Origin of the sequence: Pseudomonas sp. O39 (assembly GCF_045447295.1) — a bacterium.
Classification (GTDB): Bacteria; Pseudomonadota; Gammaproteobacteria; order Pseudomonadales; family Pseudomonadaceae; genus Aquipseudomonas; species Aquipseudomonas antarctica_A.
The window spans coordinates 190,617-210,041 of sequence record NZ_JBJGXV010000002.1 but is presented as its reverse complement, the minus strand read 5'-3'; the positions used below and the strand labels follow the sequence as shown (position 1 = coordinate 210,041).

General features: G+C 59.5%; 17 protein-coding genes. 10 read left to right on the top strand and 7 right to left on the bottom strand.

From position 1 onward, the window contains the following. Nucleotides 1-37: 37 nt before the first annotated feature. The 3 genes from ACI77D_RS03385 to ACI77D_RS03375 all read left to right on the top strand — a co-directional run bounded on the left by ACI77D_RS03385 (nucleotide 38) and on the right by ACI77D_RS03375 (nucleotide 2,036). The gene (locus tag ACI77D_RS03385; RefSeq protein ID WP_407016048.1) at nucleotides 38-679 is read left to right on the top strand and encodes a tyrosine-type recombinase/integrase; all 642 of its coding nucleotides are present in this window, start codon (nucleotides 38-40) and stop codon (nucleotides 677-679) included. Between the two features lie 337 nt (nucleotides 680-1,016). Continuing rightward, nucleotides 1,017-1,562 (top strand): GTP cyclohydrolase I FolE, encoded by a 546-nt coding sequence (gene folE, locus ACI77D_RS03380; protein ID WP_010456659.1) that lies wholly within the window; start codon nucleotides 1,017-1,019, stop codon nucleotides 1,560-1,562. A 102-nt stretch (nucleotides 1,563-1,664) separates the two neighbouring features. Beyond that, nucleotides 1,665-2,036 (top strand): glutathione S-transferase N-terminal domain-containing protein, encoded by a 372-nt coding sequence (locus ACI77D_RS03375; protein WP_064453385.1) that lies wholly within the window; start codon nucleotides 1,665-1,667, stop codon nucleotides 2,034-2,036. A gap of 121 nt (nucleotides 2,037-2,157) precedes the next feature. Here ACI77D_RS03375 and ACI77D_RS03370 read toward each other — a convergent pair whose 3' ends face one another. The 3 genes from ACI77D_RS03370 to ACI77D_RS03360 are packed head-to-tail and all read right to left on the bottom strand — an operon-like array spanning nucleotide 2,158 to nucleotide 5,094. Further along, on the bottom strand, nucleotides 2,158-2,478 hold the full coding sequence (locus ACI77D_RS03370; RefSeq protein ID WP_407016047.1) for a hypothetical protein: 321 nt from the start codon (nucleotides 2,476-2,478) through the stop codon (nucleotides 2,158-2,160). Continuing rightward, nucleotides 2,475-3,800: an acyclic terpene utilization AtuA family protein gene (locus ACI77D_RS03365; RefSeq protein ID WP_407016046.1), complete on the bottom strand. Its 1,326-nt coding sequence runs from the start codon at nucleotides 3,798-3,800 to the stop codon at nucleotides 2,475-2,477. The genes ACI77D_RS03370 and ACI77D_RS03365 overlap by 4 nt, the downstream gene beginning before the upstream one ends. A 1-nt stretch (nucleotide 3,801) precedes the next feature. Beyond that, the gene (locus ACI77D_RS03360; protein ID WP_407016045.1) at nucleotides 3,802-5,094 is read right to left on the bottom strand and encodes a CitMHS family transporter; all 1,293 of its coding nucleotides are present in this window, start codon (nucleotides 5,092-5,094) and stop codon (nucleotides 3,802-3,804) included. A 127-nt stretch (nucleotides 5,095-5,221) separates the two neighbouring features. Here ACI77D_RS03360 and ACI77D_RS03355 point away from each other — a divergent pair, with 127 nt between their 5' ends. Beyond that, nucleotides 5,222-6,118 (top strand): LysR family transcriptional regulator, encoded by an 897-nt coding sequence (locus ACI77D_RS03355; RefSeq protein WP_064453389.1) that lies wholly within the window; start codon nucleotides 5,222-5,224, stop codon nucleotides 6,116-6,118. A gap of 118 nt (nucleotides 6,119-6,236) precedes the next feature. Here ACI77D_RS03355 and ACI77D_RS03350 read toward each other — a convergent pair whose 3' ends face one another. Both ACI77D_RS03350 and ACI77D_RS03345 read right to left on the bottom strand, forming a co-directional pair. Further along, nucleotides 6,237-6,839 (bottom strand): glutathione S-transferase family protein, encoded by a 603-nt coding sequence (locus ACI77D_RS03350; RefSeq protein ID WP_064453390.1) that lies wholly within the window; start codon nucleotides 6,837-6,839, stop codon nucleotides 6,237-6,239. A gap of 10 nt (nucleotides 6,840-6,849) precedes the next feature. After that, nucleotides 6,850-8,016 (bottom strand): PLP-dependent aminotransferase family protein, encoded by a 1,167-nt coding sequence (locus ACI77D_RS03345; RefSeq protein WP_262665728.1) that lies wholly within the window; start codon nucleotides 8,014-8,016, stop codon nucleotides 6,850-6,852. A gap of 81 nt (nucleotides 8,017-8,097) precedes the next feature. Here ACI77D_RS03345 and ACI77D_RS03340 point away from each other — a divergent pair, with 81 nt between their 5' ends. The 3 genes from ACI77D_RS03340 to ACI77D_RS03330 all read left to right on the top strand — a co-directional run bounded on the left by ACI77D_RS03340 (nucleotide 8,098) and on the right by ACI77D_RS03330 (nucleotide 10,769). After that, on the top strand, nucleotides 8,098-8,532 hold the full coding sequence (locus ACI77D_RS03340) for a MarR family winged helix-turn-helix transcriptional regulator (RefSeq protein ID WP_064453392.1): 435 nt from the start codon (nucleotides 8,098-8,100) through the stop codon (nucleotides 8,530-8,532). Between the two features lie 187 nt (nucleotides 8,533-8,719). Continuing rightward, nucleotides 8,720-10,066, top strand: a complete 1,347-nt coding sequence (locus ACI77D_RS03335; protein WP_064453393.1) for an NCS2 family permease — start codon at nucleotides 8,720-8,722, stop codon at nucleotides 10,064-10,066. A gap of 64 nt (nucleotides 10,067-10,130) precedes the next feature. Beyond that, nucleotides 10,131-10,769, top strand: coding sequence for a LysE family translocator (locus ACI77D_RS03330; protein WP_407016044.1), 639 nt, complete (start codon nucleotides 10,131-10,133; stop codon nucleotides 10,767-10,769). Here ACI77D_RS03330 and ACI77D_RS03325 read toward each other — a convergent pair. Beyond that, the gene (locus ACI77D_RS03325; protein WP_407016043.1) at nucleotides 10,747-16,005 is read right to left on the bottom strand and encodes a dermonecrotic toxin domain-containing protein; all 5,259 of its coding nucleotides are present in this window, start codon (nucleotides 16,003-16,005) and stop codon (nucleotides 10,747-10,749) included. The two genes, ACI77D_RS03330 and ACI77D_RS03325, sit on opposite strands and share 23 nt — an antisense overlap. Nucleotides 16,006-16,159: 154 nt before the next feature. After that, on the bottom strand, nucleotides 16,160-16,513 hold the full coding sequence (gene uraH, locus ACI77D_RS03320; protein WP_064453396.1) for a hydroxyisourate hydrolase: 354 nt from the start codon (nucleotides 16,511-16,513) through the stop codon (nucleotides 16,160-16,162). A 389-nt stretch (nucleotides 16,514-16,902) separates the two neighbouring features. Here uraH and puuE point away from each other — a divergent pair, with 389 nt between their 5' ends. The 3 genes from puuE (at nucleotide 16,903) to alc (ending at nucleotide 19,415) form a co-directional block, all read left to right on the top strand. After that, nucleotides 16,903-17,829 carry an allantoinase PuuE gene (gene puuE, locus ACI77D_RS03315; RefSeq protein ID WP_407016042.1) on the top strand — a complete coding sequence of 309 codons (927 nt, stop codon included), beginning with the start codon at nucleotides 16,903-16,905 and terminating at the stop codon, nucleotides 17,827-17,829. After that, complete coding sequence (uraD, locus tag ACI77D_RS03310; RefSeq protein ID WP_064453398.1) at nucleotides 17,826-18,341, top strand: 2-oxo-4-hydroxy-4-carboxy-5-ureidoimidazoline decarboxylase; 516 nt, start codon at nucleotides 17,826-17,828, stop codon at nucleotides 18,339-18,341. The genes puuE and uraD overlap by 4 nt, the downstream gene beginning before the upstream one ends. A 78-nt stretch (nucleotides 18,342-18,419) precedes the next feature. Beyond that, entirely contained in the window at nucleotides 18,420-19,415 is a 996-nt protein-coding gene (gene alc / locus ACI77D_RS03305) for an allantoicase (protein ID WP_064453399.1), read from the top strand. Nucleotides 19,416-19,425 lie beyond the last annotated feature (10 nt).

Sequence of the window (19,425 nt, the reverse complement as noted above, 5' to 3'; positions counted from 1 at the left end):
GGGCCGAGGAGAAACTTAACGTCGTGTCCGGGATTAGTTGACCACTACAGCCCAGACCTGGCTCGACAGCCGGGAAGTGGTCGGGGGCACCCGAAAAAACTACCGGATATCCCTCAACCTTTACTGGATGCCGCACCTTGCGCTGCTTCCGATCGACCAGATCACTTCGGCAATGCTCCGAAAAATAGCCGGAGAGACGCCGTGGAAGTCGTCGACGGTAAAGCGCTCGGCGATCCAGCTCCTGCACACGATGTTCGAGTGCGCAGTGAGCGATGAGCAGATCACCAGGAACCCGGTCCGCCCGATTGAGCTGCCGGTGAAGGCAAAGAAACCGGTGGACCCTTTCACAGTAGCGGAGGCGGATTTGATCATCGGGCACCTTCACGAGGTGCTGACCGGTTCAATGCGCGTTTACGCGGCCTATTTTGAGTTCGCGTTTTACACCGGCATGCGGCCAGGGAAGATAGCAGCGTTGCGCTGGGATGAGGTGGACATAGATGGGCGTGTCGCCAATGTTTGCAGAATAGTGGCTGACTACAAGATCGAAGAGCGCACAAAAAACCGTGAAGCACGGCGAGTCATGCTGAATAGCAGGGCATTAAATGCCGTTGAAATGGCCAAGAGCGTGGCCGGTTTGAGGGCGAAACAGAGCAGGCGTCAGCACAAGCAATCGCCGTAGGTCTTCCCGCCTACCAAGAACTTCGAGTTCATCCAACAGGCCAGCGTGACTGACAAGCACTTCAAGGCGGCGCGGGTCGCGTTGAAGATCAGGGCCAGACGGCAATACAACTGCCGCCACACTTACGCTACCATGTGCTTAATGGCAGGCATGAACCTTGGGTTCATTGCTAATCAGCTCGGTCACAGCATGCAAATGCTGCTGACGACTTACGCCCGGTGGATCAACTCCAGTGAAGATTGGAGCGAAGTCGGGAAGCTTGAGCAAAGCCTGAATGGTACAAAATTGGTACAGACTGAAACCGTACCCCTCTAGAACCCATACGGAATAACGCTCTGTGACATTGGAACAGAATTACACCGCGATCCTCGGCCAGCTCGGCGAGGACGTTTCCCGCGAGGGCCTGCTCGACACGCCAAAGCGTGCCGCCAAGGCGATGCAGTACCTTTGCCGCGGCTATGAACAGACACTGGAAGAAGTCACCAACGGTGCCTTGTTCAGCTCCGACAACAGCGAAATGGTGTTGGTAAAGGACATCGAGCTGTACTCGCTGTGCGAACATCACCTGCTGCCGTTTATTGGCAAGGCTCACGTCGCGTATATCCCGAGCGGCAAAGTGCTGGGCCTGTCGAAGGTTGCACGTATCGTCGACATGTACGCCCGCCGCCTGCAGATCCAGGAAAACCTCAGCCGTCAGATTGCCGATGCGGTCCAGCAGGTCACCGGCGCCTTGGGCGTTGCAGTGGTGATTGAGGCCAAGCACATGTGCATGATGATGCGCGGTGTGGAAAAACAGAATTCGTCGATGATCACCTCGGTGATGCTGGGTGAGTTCCGCGAAAACGCGGCCACCCGCAGCGAATTCCTCAGCCTGATCAAGTAACAGGCTGCGTAGGAAAAAGCCGGCGTTCATCGCCGGTTTTTTTTCGCCTGCAGAATTAAGGTAAGCTGCGGCCCCTTCTGTCATGGGCAAGAGGTTTCAGCCATGTTCGTCAAAGCACTTCGAGTGGGCCTCGGCCACGTCATCATCGCGGGCGACTTCCTTACCCGCCCACGCAAAAAGCAGCGCCCTGCCGAACAACAGGCGCAAGTCAACGCAGCGGCCAAGGACCTGACCCTCTATCAGTTCCACGCCTGCCCGTTCTGCGTGAAGACCCGCCGTACGCTGCACCGCCTGAATGTGCCGGTGGCGTTGAAGGACGCGAAGAACAACGCGCAAGACCGCCAGACCCTGCTGGAACAAGGCGGCAAGATCAAAGTGCCGTGCCTGCGCATCGAAGAAAATGGCCAGACCACCTGGATGTATGACTCCAAGGTAATCATCGACTACCTGGACAAGCGGTTTGCTGCGATCTGACAAACACAGGTATCCCTTGTGGGAGCTGGCTTGCCTGCGATGCAAGCGACTCGGTCTCTCAGGAGTACCGAGGTGATGCCATCGCAGGCAAGCCAGCTCCCACATTTGCTCTGTGGTGTTTTTAAGTGTGGCTTGTCACATCTAGATCCAATAAAGCCGAGCCCAGGCACTTGCCATGGGCATCCAACGCCAGCGAACGGGTAACGCCGCCGCGCAGGATTCCGGGCAACACAAAGTTCAGCGCCTGCACGTTGGGCAACTCATAGCGCCGCACTGGCGCCGCGCCGGGTTCACGCAAGCCGGCAAAAAACTCGGCGACGCGCTCGGCCGTCAGCTGTTCGCACAGCAGTGGGTAGTCTTCAACGCGATAGGCAATGATCGAGATGTTCGAGGTGTCGCCCTTATCGCCAGTACGCGAATGGGCCAGCGTGTGCAATTTCATGCTTCGATCCTCGGTTTTACAGCGCTACGCGCCAGCAATAACGACGCCACCGCCACCACTTGCCGCACGCTCTTGCTCGCACCACCGCCGCCGGACGGGCCGTTGGTGTAGAGGGTTTCCACTTCATTGCCGACACGCACCGCCTCGCTGCGTGCTTCACAGCGAGCGGCCACGCGCAGGCGTACCTCCCAAGGCTCGACGTTACTGCGTGGGCCGTGGAGAGAGTCCATGCCAATCAACTCGGCGCGCACGTCCTGCATGTTGACGCCCATCAACGCCAGGCGCTTGAGTACGACATCCCGTGCCAGTTGCGCCCGTGCAACAGCACCCGGTCCGCCGTAGGACATCTGCCCTTCGCCGATCCAACCGTCCAGATAACCGACACTGACCTTCAACTGTTCGGGCCGCGCACGGCCGCTCGCACCTTGGGCGCGCACGCGATCAACGCCCTCCTCGACAAACCCCACCTGGGAAAAATCGGCCGTTACGTCCGGCGTGAGGTAAGCCGCAGGATCGTGAACTTCATAGATCAATTGTTCTGTACAGGTAGCACGGCTGACCCGCCCGCCCGAACCTGTCACCTTGGTGATCAAGGCTGCACCGTCGGCATTCACCTCAGCCAGGGGAAAGCCCAGCCGCGCCAAATCCTCCACGTCCTTGAAACCAGGGTCTGCGAAATAGCCACCGCTGACCTGACCCGCGCACTCAAGCAAATGCCCGACCAAAGTACCCTGGCCCAGGCGCTGCCAATCATCTGCCGCCCAGCCGAACTCAAACATCTGCGGCGCCAGGAACAGCGACGGGTCGGCCACACGCCCAGTGATAACCACATCGGCTTCGGCGTGCAGGGCCTCAAGAATGCCGTCGACCCCCAGATAGGCATTCGCAGAAATCAGCCGCTCGCCCAGGGAACCCAGGGTCTGACCGTTATCCAGCAATTGCTCGGGCTGCAAGGTCGCCAACACGTCATCGCCCACCACGGCCACCACCTTGAGGTTCAGGCCCAACTCACTGGCAATCCGCCGCGTTTCCATGGCCGCCGACACCGGGTTGGCCGCGCCCATGTTGGTGATGACGCGCAAGCGGCGTCGACCGTCAGGCCGGCCGACAAAGGGCAACACCCGGCGCATGCGCTCACTCAGCAGCGGGTCGTACCCGCCTTGTGGATCACTGATGCGCGCCTGTTGCGCCAAGGCGATGGTGCGTTCGGCCAGGCATTCAAACACGAGGTAATCCAGGTCACCCTGCTCGGCGAGTTCCACGGCAGGTTCAATACGGTCGCCGGAATAGCCGGCGCCAGAACCGATGCGTAGGGTTTTCATCTCAAATCACTCCCAGGAGCAACGCGGTCAGGGTCATCAACACCGACGCGGCAAATAGAAAAGGAATGGTGAAGCGCTGGTGATCGGCCAGTTCGACCTTGCACAGCCCCACCAGCAGGAAGGTCGCGGGAGTCAGCGGGCTGACCGGAAACCCGGTGGTGTGCACACCCAGCAACGAGGCCTGGGCCACTTGCAGCGGGTCGACGCCCAGGGCCTTGCCGACTTCGGCAATCACCGGCATCACGCCGAAATAATAAGAGTCAGGGTCAAACAGCAGGCTCAGCGGCATGGAGATGAACCCGACAACCGCCGGGATCAGCTTGCCATGGCCGGCCGGAATCTGCGCCACCGCCACTTCGGCCATGGCCTTGAGCATGCCAGTGCCTTGCATGATGCCGGTGAATACCCCGGCGGCGAGCAGGATGCTGGCCATGGTCAACGCCGTCTTGGCATGTGCGTCAATGCGTGCGCGCTGCGCGTCCACATTGGGGTAGTTGATGCACAGCGCGACCACGGTGCCGAGCATGAACATCACCACCGGATCGACCCAGCCGGCAATCATCACCACCATCACCAGCACGGTCAGCATCAGGTTGACCCAGAACAGGCGTGGGCGACGCAACTTGATGTCATCGGCGCTGAGCACCCGTTGCGGCACCGCATCGACCGTGGAACCGACCCCCAGGCCCAGGCGCTTTTCTTCGCGATGGCCCAGCCACCAGGCACAGGCGAATACGAAGATCAGACCGACGATCTGCACCGGAATCAGCGGTTGGAACAGGTCGGCCACCGGCACATGCAGCGCCGCCGACGAGCGCAGCACCGGGCCGGTCCACGGCAGGAAGTTGACCCCGGCAGCCATCGCGCAAACGCAGGCAAGGATGCGTTTGTCGATGCCCAGCCGCGTGTACAGCGGCAGCATCGCCGGCACCGTCACCAGAAAGGTCACCGCGCCGGAGCCGTCCAGATGCACCAGCAACGCCAGGGTCGCGGTACCGACGACAATCCGTGTAGGGCGCGTCCCTACCGTGCGCAGGATGCGGTCAATGATGGGGTCAAGCATGCCGGAGTCCGTCATGATCCCGAAAAACAGAATTGCGAACACAAACATGCCCACCACAGGGGCGACGTTTTTGATGCCGGTAATGATGAAGGCGCTGGTTTGCAGGCCAAATCCGCCGAGCAACGCAGCGATGATCGGCAAGGCGATCAGGGCCACCAGCGGCGAGAGCCGCTTGCTCATGACGGCAGCGAGCAGGCACAGGATGGTAATGACACCCAGGGTAGCGAGCATGGGTTACTCCAGAGCGGCCTTTGTGGCCGGTTATTGTTTTCCCTGGAGTATTGGAAGCGCGTTAGTCTTTGTAAATTGGAATATTCAGCCGTCCAAGTTCGTAAAAACAAAACGATCGGATAACCACATGAAAAACTCGATCCAGCATATTCAAGCGTTCCTGGCGGTTGCCCGCACCGGCAGCTTTACCAAGGCGGCCAACGAACTGCATCTGTCGCCGTCGGCACTTACCGTACAAGTCCAGCAACTCGAAGATTGGCTGGGCGTCGCCCTGCTGGACCGCAGCCCGCGCCATGTCAGCATCACCGCTGCCGGAGAAGACGCCCGCGCACCCATGGAAAAACTGCTGCTGGACCTGGACAACATCGTCACCGGTTCACGCGACCTGGCCGCCTTGCGCCGAGGCGTGGTCACCATCGCCGCGCTGCCCTCGGTGTGCGCCGGCGCCCTGCCCCCGGCCTTGCGTCTGTTTCGTGAGCGTTTTGCCGGGATCGAAGTACGCCTGCATGACGTGGTGGCCCACCGCATTCACGCGCAGGTGCGGTCCGGCGAGGTGGACTTCGGCCTCGGTGTGCGGGCGCGGCTGAGCCATGGCCTGGAGTTCGTGCCGGTATTGAATGATCGGCTGTGCGCGTTTGTGCCGCTGGAGCATCCCCTCGCCCGCCATCGTCAACTGACCCTGGAGCAATTGGCGGCGCAGCCGATCATCCTCACCGGGCGCGACAGCAGTGTGCGAGAGCACGTGGACGCATTGTTTGATCAGACGCGGCTGACGATGAATGCGGGAATGGAAGCCAACTATATGTCGACCGTCCTGGCGTTGGTGCGCCAGGGCTTGGGGATCAGTGTATTGCCGGAGTCGGCGGCGGACAGCCTGGAAGGCTTGAAGCGCATCAACATCGATCATCCCGGGGTGAACCGGGAGATCGGGTTGATCAGTCGCAGCGGGATGCGCTTGAGCCCGGCGGCGCAGCGCTGTTTCGAACTGCTGAATGCGCAACTGTCAGGCAGACCGCCAAGCTGAAGCGGGGCACGGCCCATCCGGGAGCTGGCTTGCCGGCGATGCAGGCAACTCGTTTGGCCAGATGCTGCACGGTGACGCTATCGCAGGCCAGCCAGCTCCCACCATTGATCGGTGTGAATCAGTCCAGCATCGCCACATGCTTGGGATGGCTGGCCACGCGCTTCAACCACGCCTGCACGGCCGGATAAGGCGTCAGGTCAAAGCCACCCTCATGGGCCACATGGGTGTAGGCATACAGTGCGATATCGGCAATCGAATATTGCTCGCCCACCAGGTACGGCGTGGCTTGCAACTGACGCTCCATCACCTTCAGCGCCTTGTAACCGCCCTTATGCGTGGTTTTGTATTCTTCAAGACGATCTTCCGGCATGTTCAGGTAGAACTGGATAAACCGCGCCACGGCGATATACGGCTCGTGGCTGTATTGCTCGAAAAACTGCCACTGCAACACCTGAGTGCGCAGGCGCGGCTCGGTCGGCAAAAACTCGCTGCCATCGGCCAGGAAGTTGAGGATCGCGTTGGATTCCCACAGGCACGTGCCATCTTCCAGTTCCAGCACCGGGATCTTGCCGTTAGGGTTCTTGGCCAGGAATTCAGCGGTCTGGGTGTCACCGTTGAGGATGTCGACATCGATCCACTGGTACGCGATGCCCAATAGATTGAGCATCAATTTGACCTTGTAGCAGTTGCCCGACCTGTAATCGCCATAAACCTTGTACATGAGGCTCCCCTTATGCCGCTTGCGCGTGCTGTGCTTGACGGACCACCGCGGCCAGGCGCTTGAGACCTTCGTCCAAACGGGCCGGGTCGATATGGCTGAAATTGAGCCGAAACGAACCAAGGTGCTGGTCCGGCTCGGAAAAGAACGGTTCACCGGGCATGAACGCGACGTTCTGATCTAATGCTTGCGCCAACAAGGTGCGGGTGTCGAGCGGTTGTTTCAAGGTCAGCCAGAAGAATAATCCGCCCTGGGGCGTTTGCCAGTCGGCCAAATCACCGAAGTGGCGCTCGAGAGCGGCCTGGAATGCATCGCGGCGTTCGCGGTAAAAGCGGCGCAGTTCCAGCAGATGTTGCTGGTAGCGCTCGGTGCCGATCCACTGCATTGCCTGCCACTGGCCAACGCGATTGGTGTGCAGGTCCGCCGATTGCTTGAGCTTGAGCAGGTGCGGGAACAGGTCCGGGCTGGCGATCAGGTAACCGACGCGCAAGCCTGGCAACAAGGTCTTGGAGACCGTACCGGTGTAGATCCAGCTGGCTTTCTTCAGGCGGCCGGCAATCGGCTGCGCACTGCCGCCATCGAAAGTCAGCTCGCGGTAGGGTTCGTCTTCGATCAGGGTCACGCCGAACTCATCGAGCAAAGCGGCGACAGCCTCGCGCTTGGCCTCGCTGTAGCGCACGGCCGACGGGTTCTGGAACGTCGGAATCAGGTAGATGAACGCCGGACGCTGCTGTTCAAGCGTGGTCCGCAGCGCCGCCAGATCCGGACCGTCGGCCTCCAGTTGCACGGTGAGGCAATCGGCGCCGAACAGTTGGAAAATCTGTAGCGCGGCCAGGTAGGTCGGGCCTTCCAGCAGGATCTGCGTGCCCTGGTCGATGTACAACTTGGCCGCCAGGTCCAGGGTTTGCTGGGAACCGCTGACCACCAGCACCTGGCTGGCCTGGCAGGGCACGCCCAGTGCGCGCGCCTCGGCGGCGAGCAATTCACGCAAGTGCGGCTCGCCTTCGCTCATGCCGTATTGGCCGATGTTGAGCGGCATGCCGTCCCAGTTCAACGCGGGCAACATGGCTTCGGCCGGCAGGCCGCCGGCGAACGACATCACTTCCGGGCGCTGGGCCGCGGCGAGGATTTCACGGATCAAGGAGCTTTTGAGGCGCGTAACACGTTCAGAGAAGGCCATAAGGTCACCGGTGGCAAAGCGCGCAGGAAATACGTCAAACTACTTGACCGAAATTACGACGACCTGGGCAGATACGTCAATATGCTTGACCTTAAAAACCAGAGCAGCCAGCAGCAAGCCATGGAAGCCTTCTTCTTCGGCTATCAGGCGTTCACCGCCAAGGCCGATGAAATGCTGGAGCGCCGTGGCCTGAGCCGCGTGCACCAGCGCATCGTGTTTTTCATCGCGCGCTACCCCGCCTTGAGCGTGACACAACTGCTGGAGTTGCTCGGCGTGAGTAAACAGGCGCTGAACATGCCATTGCGCCAATTGCAGGAGATGCACTTGGTCAACAGCGTCGCGTCCGAGACCGACAAGCGCAAACGCCTGCTGGAATTGAGTGAGGAAGGCGTGCGTTTCGAGCAGTCACTGCGCCGCGAACAAGTGAAGTTGTTGCAACGCGCCTTCAGCGAAGCCGGCGAAGACGCGGTGGCGGGATGGCTGGCGGTCAACCAGGCGCTGAGTGCCGCGAATTAGCCTTTCATCCCCTTTTGCGCACATAATAGAAAACATTATTTGCTTTATTTGTATACAAAAGCATAATTCGCTTCGTGCGAGTTCCTGACCTTACGGTCAACAAAACCCGCCAGTACCTCAAAGCGCCGTTGCCCACTCATGTGACCGGCGCTGGAAATAACAATAAAACTCTTGAGGAGTACTCGCTGTGGAAAGCCGCAAATCCGAAGCCCCAACGCTGGACCTGGCCGCACCGCAAGGCGGCTGGCTGGAACGCCTGTTCAAACTGAGCTTGCATGGCACCACAGTGAAGACCGAGCTGATTGCCGGCCTCACCACCTTCATCACCATGGCCTACATCATCTTCGTCAACCCCAACATCATGGCCGACGCCGGAATCGATCATGGTGCAGCGTTTGTCGCCACCTGTATCGCCGCCGCACTGGGTTGCCTGTTGATGGGCCTGTACGCCAACTGGCCAGTCGGCCTGGCGCCGGGCATGGGCCTGAACGCGTTTTTCACCTATACCGTGGTCGGCACCATGGGCTATCACTGGGAAACGGCGCTGGGTGCGGTGTTTATCTCGGGCGTGCTGTTCATGGGCCTGACCCTGTCCCGCGTGCGTGAATGGCTGCTCAACAGCATTCCAGTGAGCCTGCGCCACGCCATGGGTGCCGGTGTCGGGTTGTTTCTCGGCGTGATTGGCCTGAAAACCGCCGGTATCATCGTCGACAGCCCGGCCACGTTGATCAAACTCGGCTCACTGCACGAGCCCGCCCCGCTGCTGGCGGCGGTGTGCTTTTTGCTGATTGCGATCCTCAGCTACCACCGGGTATTCGGCGCGATCCTGATCAGCATCATCGCCGTGACTCTGGCCGGATGGGGCCTGGGCCTGGTGCACTACAACGGCATTCTCTCCACCCCACCGAGCCTGGCACCGACCTGGATGGCCATGGACGTGAAGGGTGTGTTCAATGTCAGCATGATCAGCGTGGTGTTTGCCTTTTTGTTTGTGCACATGTTTGATACCGCCGGCACCTTGATGGGCGTTGCACAACGCGCCGGCCTGGTCGGTGCGGATGGCAAGATTCATAACCTGTCCCGCGCGTTAAAGGCCGACAGCGCTTCCAGCGTGTTCGGTGCCATGGTCGGCGTGCCACCCGTGACCAGCTATGTGGAAAGTGCTGCCGGTGTAGCCGCCGGCGGTCGCACCGGGCTGACCGCCGTGACCGTGGGCGTGCTGTTTGTGGCCGCTATGTTCTTTGCGCCGCTGGCCGGCATGATCCCGGCTTATGCCACTGCCGGCGCACTGATTTACGTGGCGATGCTGATGATGGCGAGCATGGCCCATATCAATTGGGATGAAGCCACCGACAGCATTCCGGCGATTGTCACGGCAATCATGATGCCGCTGACCTTCTCGGTCGCCGACGGTATCGCCCTGGGCTTTATCACGTACGTGGCGCTCAAGGCCGGCACCGGCAAGTACCGCGAGATTTCCATCAGCCTGTGGGTGTTGTGCGCGATTTTCATCGCGAAATTCATCTTCCTGTAGTTCGGGAATGGCTGAAAACCGCCTCACCTTCGGGTGGGGCTTTTGCACGAATGGAGGACTGTAAATGACCCTGGAAACCTGGCTGCTGTTCAGCGGCGCTGCTTTGATCGTGATCCTGATTCCCGGCCCGCTGTCGCTGCTGATGATCAGCAACAGCCTCAACTACGGCCTGCGCCGCGCGTACCCGGCGTTTCTCGGCGGCGTGTTTGCCTCAATTTGCTTGTTGAGTGCTTCGGCCCTGGGCCTGGGCGCTCTATTGCTGGCGTCGGAGCAGTTGTTCAGTGCCTTGAAGATCGTCGGTGCGCTTTACCTGTTTTATCTTGCCTGGCAAAGCTGGCAGCAATCGCGGCAACCGGCCCACGCTGCCGAAGTCCCGCAAGCACCGGCGGTGCCGCGCTTCAGCGCCTTGTTTGGGCGTGCCTTTGTGCTGGGCGCCAGCAACCCCAAGGACATCCTGTTTTTCGCCGCCTTCTTGCCGCAATTTCTCAACGGTCAGCAGCCGTTCCTGCCGCAGTTGCTGATCATGATCGCCACCTGGACCGTGCTCGACCTGCTGTGCAAGCTGACCTACGGCCTGGGTGCCCATGGCGCGGCGCGCTATTTGCGCAGCGGCGCCGGCCAGAGCTGGTTCAATCGGGTCAGCGCTGCGTTGTTCAGTTGCGCCGGTGTGGTGTCGCTGCTCAAGGCGAAGGCGCCAATTTAATGAAATAAACGGTTGGCGAGATGTCGCCTTTGATAGGCCACTGGATGCCCGCCAGGATCCGAACCAGGCGATTTTCCTGCAGCGCTTTGCTGACCGTAACCGCCAGCGCAGCATCTGTGTAGGACTTGAACCCTATATAAAACCAGCCATTCTTCAATCTGGTGTTCAAGCGGACATGGCCCATCTCGACCCATTCATATGAAATGTAATAGATGCGATCTGGCGAATTGGGATGAATAGCAACCGATTCATGAGTGGACCTCATTCGGTAACGTTTAACCTGGAGGTCCTGAACAGTGAAACCCTGCTGCTCCAAAACAATTCGGACTGCCGCACGCTGCGCGGTATTTCTATCCGCCCTAACAGGTGTCCCACCTCGATGAAGCCTGGGCTGCAGCATGACCGGTGGCAGAAAGTCCATGCGTTCAAAACCCGGTGCCGCACCTTGGTAGCTGACAAGTGTTGAATGCCCCCCTCTTTGAATTGGCCGTAACATCCTCAGCAAATCATCCGTTTGACCCCGCCTGGCAGGGGCCGAGGGTAACCACCCGTCCAGCGTCGCACGAATGCCAAGCATGTGACTTGCCGTTACCGGGCGTCGCGGACCTGACAGCTCAATCATCCTCCTGACCGTAAACTCCCGTGTTCTGTTCGTCATGGTGGGAAAAGCCTCGCCCACATATTGCTCCAAAGGCCTGTCGAACAATGCCGGATGGTTTTGCCATCCACCTGTCGGGGTGCGTGATACTGGAATGGGCTGGTCGAGAATATCAGTGCTTGTCCAACGCACGATATCGACCTCAGCCAATGACACCAGGGGCTCATTTCGGGTGATAAACGAGATATCGGTCGACAGTGCTTGATGACTCTGGGGGAGCATCCTGTAAAAACCACTGTCCGGATCCAGGATGGAGGTATTAGGACGAGCCACGCGCAAGAACCTGGCATTGAGCCCAGACCCTGTTGGTGCCATACCCACCTCAAATACCCCGGGAGTCGGGGAGCTCACTATTTGATTGGGATGAACTTGAGTACGCCAATCCAGCCAACGGGTATCCGTAGTGCGCGACTGAAGAATCCGCGGCTCAGTCGCCGTACGCGGGTCAGGTGGTTGCCAATCCGGCAAGGGAGCGCGCCATGGGTTAAGTCCCCCTGAGCTCGGCCCCGGTTGCGGTGCGTCCGCTGCGAGCAACCACTCCCTGGGCTGGTGGATGTTCAGGATCAGTTCGTCTTGCCCCGGTGCCTGCTTGTTTTGCAGGCGAAACGACTGTTCGTTCCGGCGCCGATAAAGTGGGTAATGGTGTGTGTCATCCGCCACAAATGGCTCGCCATTTTTCACGTAAACACCGTTCTTACCCGGCCCTTTCAAGGCTACAGCCCCCTCAGGCACACCCTTGATTTTAAATGGCGCCAGGGCTTTGAGTTGAGGCAACGCTGACTGCGTTTGGCCAGGAACCTCGCTCGTCGTCATACGAAAACGGTGTATTCGCCCCAAGGCTGGCCTCAGTGCAGGCCGCGCAATGCGAGTCGCACCACCGCCCACCTTCTTGAGGCCAGGTACAAAGTTCGATATCAAATCAGTCGCCAAAAAGGCGCTCATAAAGCCCACATCGACCGCATCGTGGGGGTCTCCATAGCGGTGATAACGCCGCGCCACCAGCAACAGCTCATAGACGTCATTTAACAGCCCGAAAAACGGACTGAAAAAACCGACCAACCTGCGTTTGGTGGCGTCGTGCTGTTCGCCAAGGCGGCGGACCCGGTATTCCTCAAGCGCCTTGCCGGAATGGCTGGCAGCCTGGGTTCGGCGTTGCAGTTCAAGCACGCTGGCGTGGTACAGCAACGCCTGAGCATTGCTGTGGGGCGTGGCGACAATCGCCAACCAGTCCTGCGGATCACTGGCAATCTGCTCAAGGGTTTGCTTTTCGATCTCATCAGCAAGCGCCGTCGGCTCCAGATGCTTGATGCGGAACGAGCGAATGAACTCAACCCCCTGCCAAATCCCTTTCACCAGAACATTGGTAGGCGTGAGTATATTCCAGGCCGGGACGCCCTCGTCGACGTTAGCCAGAGGGTAATTGAGCACCTCAAATGCCCAGCCGGGTGCAACCTGCCGCGCCAGCGCCCTGGCATTATCCGGCAATGCGCCGATACGGTTCAATTCAGCATGGGCCTGTTGCAGGCTGGTGTACTCGGTGAGGATCAACGCGTGCGTGGCCTGGGGCCAATAGACAAGGCACAGCCCGGAGCGCTTGTCGTGCACCAGCACTATCCCTGTGATATAGCGATCATGCTGCATTGTGTGACCCACCAGATGAACCACGTACAGTTGCAGTTCATGCTGGTTTTTCAGCAGGTCTTGCGGCGTTCGGGCCGCCATCGCGGTGCTGAATACGCTTTGTGCAGCCGCCGTCAGCCCGCGTTGAATCGCCGAAAAAAGATGATGCGCAACGCCGGCTTGCAACGCGCGATTCAACAACTCGGGAATACGCCCTTCGCTGAGCGTGTAGTTGGCGCCAATACGCGGATAAAACGCCTGGTTGATCAACGCGTCGTACTGGCCGCCGATATCCAGCGAGGACACCATACGGATCAGATAAGCGGCGTTGAGTTGTTGTTGCGCGTCAGGTTGCAGAAAGCGCGCGCGGTTCAATCGCCACTGCGTCCAGGGCGCCAACGGGTCCAGGTTATGCAGCACCAATTGCAGCAGACTGAAGGTTGTGCGCGTAGCGCTCGGGGTCAATATTATTCTGTTATCGCCCACGGGACAGGCGCTTGCTCCCCCACAAAAGCTGCCTTGAACATCATCAGGCATATCAATAAAGGGCTGGTCAATATCCCATTGTGGCGAGATACCGTCCTGACTCAAACGGGCGGTCAAGGCGCAGCGGGCGAACGTCTCCAGGTCGGGCAGATGTTGTTCAAGCCGGTTTTTATAGGCGAATACGCTACTCAGATAAAGACGCTGCGAGCGCCTGAAGTTTTTACGCTGGGCACGCGTTGCATCCGGCAACCATGCCGGCCATTTTTTCGCTTCAGACGCAGCCTTGCGCAGCAACTCAATATTGGCCTGGGCCTGGCTCAGGGCACTATTGACGGGAGCCTTCAGCTGTTCCTCCAGCTCAACTGTCAGCAGCGCGCGGCTCAGCTCGGCGTCCTTGACCTCACTGAAAATTCGCGTGATGTCCTCAGTGCTTTCGTGCAAGCGAGTGTAGGTCCCAAGCATTTTCTGCACAGCGGCCAGCGCGGGCTTGCGCTCAATGGGCAAGTAGCGCACGGCCAAGGTGTCACGCAACGCATGTGCGCGTAAGTCGTTACGTTTATCGCGCTCGACACAGCCCCACAGCACGGAGTCATCCCGACTGCTCAGGCTTGCCTTGATGCTTCGAGTCAATGCATCCAGCCCGGAAAAAGCCTGCACCCCACCCTTTACCCCGAAAGCGTACAGGACCACCGGACGCTGGCGGGTCGGAACCCTCACTGCCGCCGCTGTCGTCACCACCCACACGTTATGGAGTGAGTAGAAAGCGTCTGGCTCACTGCCCACCGCGATCCATAGCACCTGGGTTTCACTGCCTGGGCGTTGAGACGGCAAAGGCTGCTCGACCACCTCCATAACCAAGTCCCGATGGGCTGCGCTTAACAGCTTGAGCCGGTGTTGCAACTGAACCTCACAGCGCAGCGCTTCGGTTTGCGCGTTCATGAACAGGGAGCCACGCCTGAGCGTGCCCGCGCCACCGGGGCGCTCAGTCCAAAAAGCCAAATCGAGCAGCCGTGTCTGCGTACCCTGCATCAAGGTATCCAATGCCTGGGCATGGACCTTGAGTTGATTCACCAGCGACACGAATTCCTGATACGCAGGCGTCTCTGCGCTGGGGTCATCCGGATTCAGCAGCGCAAGCAGACCTTTTTCGTAACGCTTGACCTGCTGCTCTGTGGTGCGCAGGGCCAGGCCGGGCGCCGTGCTGGCAAAAATGATTTCTTCGCTTCGCCGTTGCTGGTCCCATTTGAGCAATTGCTCCCGAAGGACGCCGAGCCGAGCGCCACCGACCAGTTGCTTCCTGGCCTTCTCCACATGCGCGAGAAACGACACGGCCTCCAACGGCTGAGGCCGAGGCCGTTGTTTAGAAAATACGTGGGCGTGATTGATCATCACGGCACAGGCCAATTCGTTCCCCCATTGCTCACTCAGCAACGCCTGCGCGCCTAACGCCAGCGCATCACCCTTGATCTCCAGACCGCGGACAACACTGAGCGCCGGGGACAAGTCCGCAGGCCGGCATAACGCATTGCGACGACTTAACGGCAAGCACTGCCAGAGATCGTGGAACAGCAACCGGTTCAGCGTCAGCACGCCACATTGAAGCAAGACGAAGGATGGGTACTCATAGAAGTGACGGGCCACACCCGGCAGGTAAACGACATGAGGCACACCGTCAGGGTCGCCCTCACGGTAAAAATGCAATGCACCGGGGGTCGCCACCGCAGGCGTACCGGGCCACATCACCTGGCCTGCCCGCACGCAGGCCCACTCCCCACCTGCACGCTGGCGCGCCTCAGCGGTCGGGGCATCGATCACTGCCTGGACCAAGGCCACTCCCGCACTCGATAGCTCGTTCAGTTGCCGCGCCAGAAAGGCGCGGTCAGCGAAGAGTTCCGCGTGCAACTCACTCCAACGCTCCCGGCGTGTACGCCAGGAACCCTGCGCCAGCGTGTCCCAATACTCGGTATGCGCGCGGGCCAGCCGGTCAAAAAGCGTCAACGCGACAACGCGCTCCAGTGCTTGCAACGGTGTATAAGGCAACCGACGACTCGGCTCGCCCTTGACACTCAAGACAGTGAATAGATTGGTATTAATAGGCACCCAGGGCTGAACCAGCAGCAACAACGCTCGATCGGTCAAGCTGTCGACTTTCTCGGATACGCCTGGCGGGTTGGAGGGGCTGTGTTCGGTAAACAGCAGGCTGTCGGGGTCAATCTCAAATGCGTTGCGCAGTTCGGTACGGATCACCTTCAAGACTTTTGGCGAGCGCCCTATCAGGCGTATAAGCGCCTGCGTCGACGCGTGGCAACGCCAGTCGGCAAGGCCGATCTGATTGATCAGGCGACTGGGGTGGGTAGACACATTAACCCGCTGCCTTAACTCATCACGAATGCCCTGCAACGCGGCTTCGGCAGCGACGTCAGCGTCGGCGTTGTCAGATGAATCGTCGGGATAATCTTGGGAAGAGGTCATGGTGTTTTCTCTCGATGAGGAAAACACCCAGCCTAGGCACCACCGAGGGTCCATTGGCACTAGATAGTTGCACGGGAACAGGCAAAAAAAAGCCCGCAGTGTGGGCGGGCGAAAAACCAACGAAGAGCTTTGGGGGTGTGAAGCGAGGTGACGCTCAGCTACCGCGATAGGTGGAGTAGCTGTAAGGCGAAATCAGCAGTGGCACATGGTAGTGATCCTGTTCGGCACTGATGCCGAAGCGCAGCACCACCACGTCGAGGAACGCAGGTGCAGGCAATTGCACCCCACGGGCGCGGTAGTAGTCGCCGGCGTTGAATTGCAGCTGGTAGACACCGCTGACGTAATCGTCGCCTTGCAGCAGTGGCGCATCACAACGGCCGTCGCTGTTGGTAGTGGCGGTGGCAACCAGCTCCAGCTGCGCGCCTTCGACGCGGTACAGCTCGACCTTGATGTGACTGCCGGGGCAGCCGTGTGCGGCGTCCAAAACATGTGTGGTCAAACGTCCCATGGCGTCTACGCGCCTCCTGAAGTCAGTAGAAGAGAAACCTGCACTTTTTCAGGGCATCGAAAAAGCCGGCGATGGCTGATTAAGACACTTTTTAAAAAAATTGTACACAATAAAAATCACAAACCTTGCGATCCTCCCGGTGGGGTTAATCGGTAGGGCAATTGATGGGTAATCCTTGCTTTCAAACGACCTTTTGTCCATTAGCTGACCAGTTAGGCAAGTTTCTTGCTACGCCATATTCAACGAACGCTGCAGAAAAAATGCAGAAATGCGGGCTTACAAAGTTAGCGATAAGTTGTATACAATCACTCATCGCTGTGACGCCACCCAGTCTTTTCACTGCCCGGACGCCACACACACCGCTACCACGCACAAGAAGGAAGACTGCAGTGAGCGCTGACTACCCACGCGACCTGATCGGTTACGGCAGTAACCCTCCTCACCCACACTGGCCGGGCAAGGCGCGCATCGCGTTGTCTTTCGTACTGAACTACGAAGAAGGCGGCGAGCGCAATATTTTGCACGGTGACAAAGAGTCCGAAGCCTTCCTCTCGGAAATGGTCTCGGCCCAACCGCTGCAAGGCGAACGCAACATGAGCATGGAGTCGCTGTACGAATACGGCAGCCGTGCCGGTGTGTGGCGCATCCTCAAGTTGTTTAAAGCATTCGATATCCCGCTGACCATCTTCGCCGTGGCCATGGCCGCCCAGCGCCACCCGGATGTGATCCGCTCGATGGTCGCCGCCGGTCACGAGATCTGCAGCCACGGCTATCGCTGGATCGACTACCAATACATGGACGAGGCCCAGGAACGCGAGCACATGCTCGAAGCGATCCGCATCCTCACCGAACTGACCGGCGAGCGCCCACTGGGCTGGTACACCGGGCGCACCGGTCCCAACACACGGCGGCTGGTGATGGAGGAAGGCGGCTTCCTCTACGACTGCGACACCTATGACGACGACCTGCCCTACTGGGAACCGAACAACCCCACCGGCAAGCCGCACCTGGTGATTCCCTACACCCTGGACACCAATGACATGCGCTTCACCCAAGTCCAGGGTTTCAACAAGGGCGACGACTTTTTCGAGTACCTCAAAGACGCCTTCGACGTGCTCTATGCCGAAGGCGCTGAAGCCCCGAAAATGCTTTCCATCGGCCTGCATTGCCGCCTGATCGGCCGCCCTGCCCGCCTGGCCGCCCTGAAGCGTTTTATCGAGTACGCCAAAAGTCACGAACAGGTGTGGTTCACTCGCCGAGTCGACATTGCCCGTCACTGGCACGACACCCATCCGTACACGGGAGCGGCGAAATGACTGCGTTCCAAACCTTGAAACCGTCGACCCTGAGCCGCGATGAATTCATCAACGCCTTCGCCGACATCTACGAACATTCGCCATGGGTGGCCGAAAAGGCCTTCGACCTGGGCCAGGACGCCTCGATCGATGAGATCGAAACCCTGCACCAGCGCATGAGCGACATCCTGTTGAGTGCCGATCATGCCAGCCAGCTGGCGCTGATCAACGCTCACCCGGACCTGGCCGGCAAAGCCGCCGTCCAGGGCGAGTTGACCGAAGCCAGCACGAATGAACAAGCTGGCGCCGGTATTCACCAATGCTCGAGCGACGAGTTTTCGCGCTTCACCGAGCTGAACGACGCTTACAAAGCCAAGTTCAAGTTTCCCTTCATCATGGCGGTAAAAGGCAGCAACCGGCATCAGATCCTGGCCGCGTTCGAAACGCGCATTCACAACCCGGCAGACGCCGAGTTCCAATGCGCGCTGGCCGAGATCAATAAAATCGCGTTGTTCCGATTACTGACCCTTTAGCAGACCGGGCCCGAGCGCTCATGACGCCCAGGGCCTGGCGAGCATCCCAAGCCACTTAACTCAAGGCAGACAAGAAGAATGAAAGCTTACGCCGTACCTTTCGAGAAGTTCGTCAACCTGGCCGACGCCCGTCTTGGCACCAAGATTCTTTCGGTGACCGATGACTGGTTCGCAGACGCCAACCGCCTGTTCCAGCCGACTCCGGCCGTGTGGAAGGAGGGCGTTTTCGATGACAACGGCAAGTGGATGGACGGCTGGGAGTCGCGCCGCAAGCGCTTCGAAGGCTACGACAGCGCGGTGATCCGCCTGGGCGTACCGGGCTCGATCAAAGGCGTGGACATCGACACTTCATTCTTCACCGGCAACTTCCCGCCGTCGGCCTCCCTGGAAGCCTGCTTCCTGGCCTCGGGCGATCCTGACGAAAACACCCAGTGGGTGGAAGTGCTCTCGGCCGTCGAGCTGCAAGGCAACAGCCACCACTACCACGAGATCAACAACGACAAAGCCTTCAGCCACTTGCGCTTCAACATCTACCCGGATGGCGGCGTGGCCCGTCTGCGTGTGTACGGTGTGCCGTTCCGCGACTGGTCGTCGGTGGGTGACAACGAACAAGTCGACCTGGCTGCAGCCTTGAACGGCGGTCGTGCCCTCGCTTGCTCCGACGAACACTTCGGGCGCATGAGCAACATCCTCAACCCGGGCCGTGGCATCAACATGGGCGACGGCTGGGAAACTGCCCGTCGTCGTACACCGGGCAATGACTGGGTGATCGTCGCGCTGGGCCACCCGGGTGAGATCGAGAAAATCGTGGTCGACACCCTGCACTTCAAGGGCAACTACCCGGACACCTGCTCGATTCAGGGCGCGTTCGTGAAGGGCGGCACCGACAGCCAGATCGAAACCCAATCGCTGTTCTGGCGCGAACTGCTGCCGGCGCAGAAACTGGAGATGCACGCCGAACACACCTTCGCCGAGCAGATCAAGGCACTGGGCCCAATCACCCACATCCGCCTGAACGTGTTCCCGGATGGTGGTGTGAGTCGCCTGCGAGTCCTGGGCAAAGTCGCCAAGTAAGCGGTTAACC

Excerpts from the sequence above, each read along its gene's own strand:
- ACI77D_RS03375 (WP_064453385.1), top strand. The coding sequence starts at position 1,665 with ATGTTCGTCAAAGCACTTCGAGTGGGCCTCGGCCACGTCATCATCGCG.
- ACI77D_RS03370 (WP_407016047.1), bottom strand. The coding sequence starts at position 2,478 with ATGAAATTGCACACGCTGGCCCATTCGCGTACTGGCGATAAGGGCGAC.
- ACI77D_RS03365 (WP_407016046.1), bottom strand. The coding sequence starts at position 3,800 with ATGAAAACCCTACGCATCGGTTCTGGCGCCGGCTATTCCGGCGACCGT.
- ACI77D_RS03360 (WP_407016045.1), bottom strand. The coding sequence starts at position 5,094 with ATGCTCGCTACCCTGGGTGTCATTACCATCCTGTGCCTGCTCGCTGCC.
- ACI77D_RS03355 (WP_064453389.1), top strand. The coding sequence starts at position 5,222 with ATGAAAAACTCGATCCAGCATATTCAAGCGTTCCTGGCGGTTGCCCGC.
- ACI77D_RS03350 (WP_064453390.1), bottom strand. The coding sequence starts at position 6,839 with ATGTACAAGGTTTATGGCGATTACAGGTCGGGCAACTGCTACAAGGTC.
- ACI77D_RS03345 (WP_262665728.1), bottom strand. The coding sequence starts at position 8,016 with ATGGCCTTCTCTGAACGTGTTACGCGCCTCAAAAGCTCCTTGATCCGT.
- ACI77D_RS03340 (WP_064453392.1), top strand. The coding sequence starts at position 8,098 with ATGCTTGACCTTAAAAACCAGAGCAGCCAGCAGCAAGCCATGGAAGCC.
- ACI77D_RS03330 (WP_407016044.1), top strand. The coding sequence starts at position 10,131 with ATGACCCTGGAAACCTGGCTGCTGTTCAGCGGCGCTGCTTTGATCGTG.
- ACI77D_RS03325 (WP_407016043.1), bottom strand. The coding sequence starts at position 16,005 with ATGACCTCTTCCCAAGATTATCCCGACGATTCATCTGACAACGCCGAC.
- uraH (WP_064453396.1), bottom strand. The coding sequence starts at position 16,513 with ATGGGACGTTTGACCACACATGTTTTGGACGCCGCACACGGCTGCCCC.
- uraD (WP_064453398.1), top strand. The coding sequence starts at position 17,826 with ATGACTGCGTTCCAAACCTTGAAACCGTCGACCCTGAGCCGCGATGAA.
- alc (WP_064453399.1), top strand. The coding sequence starts at position 18,420 with ATGAAAGCTTACGCCGTACCTTTCGAGAAGTTCGTCAACCTGGCCGAC.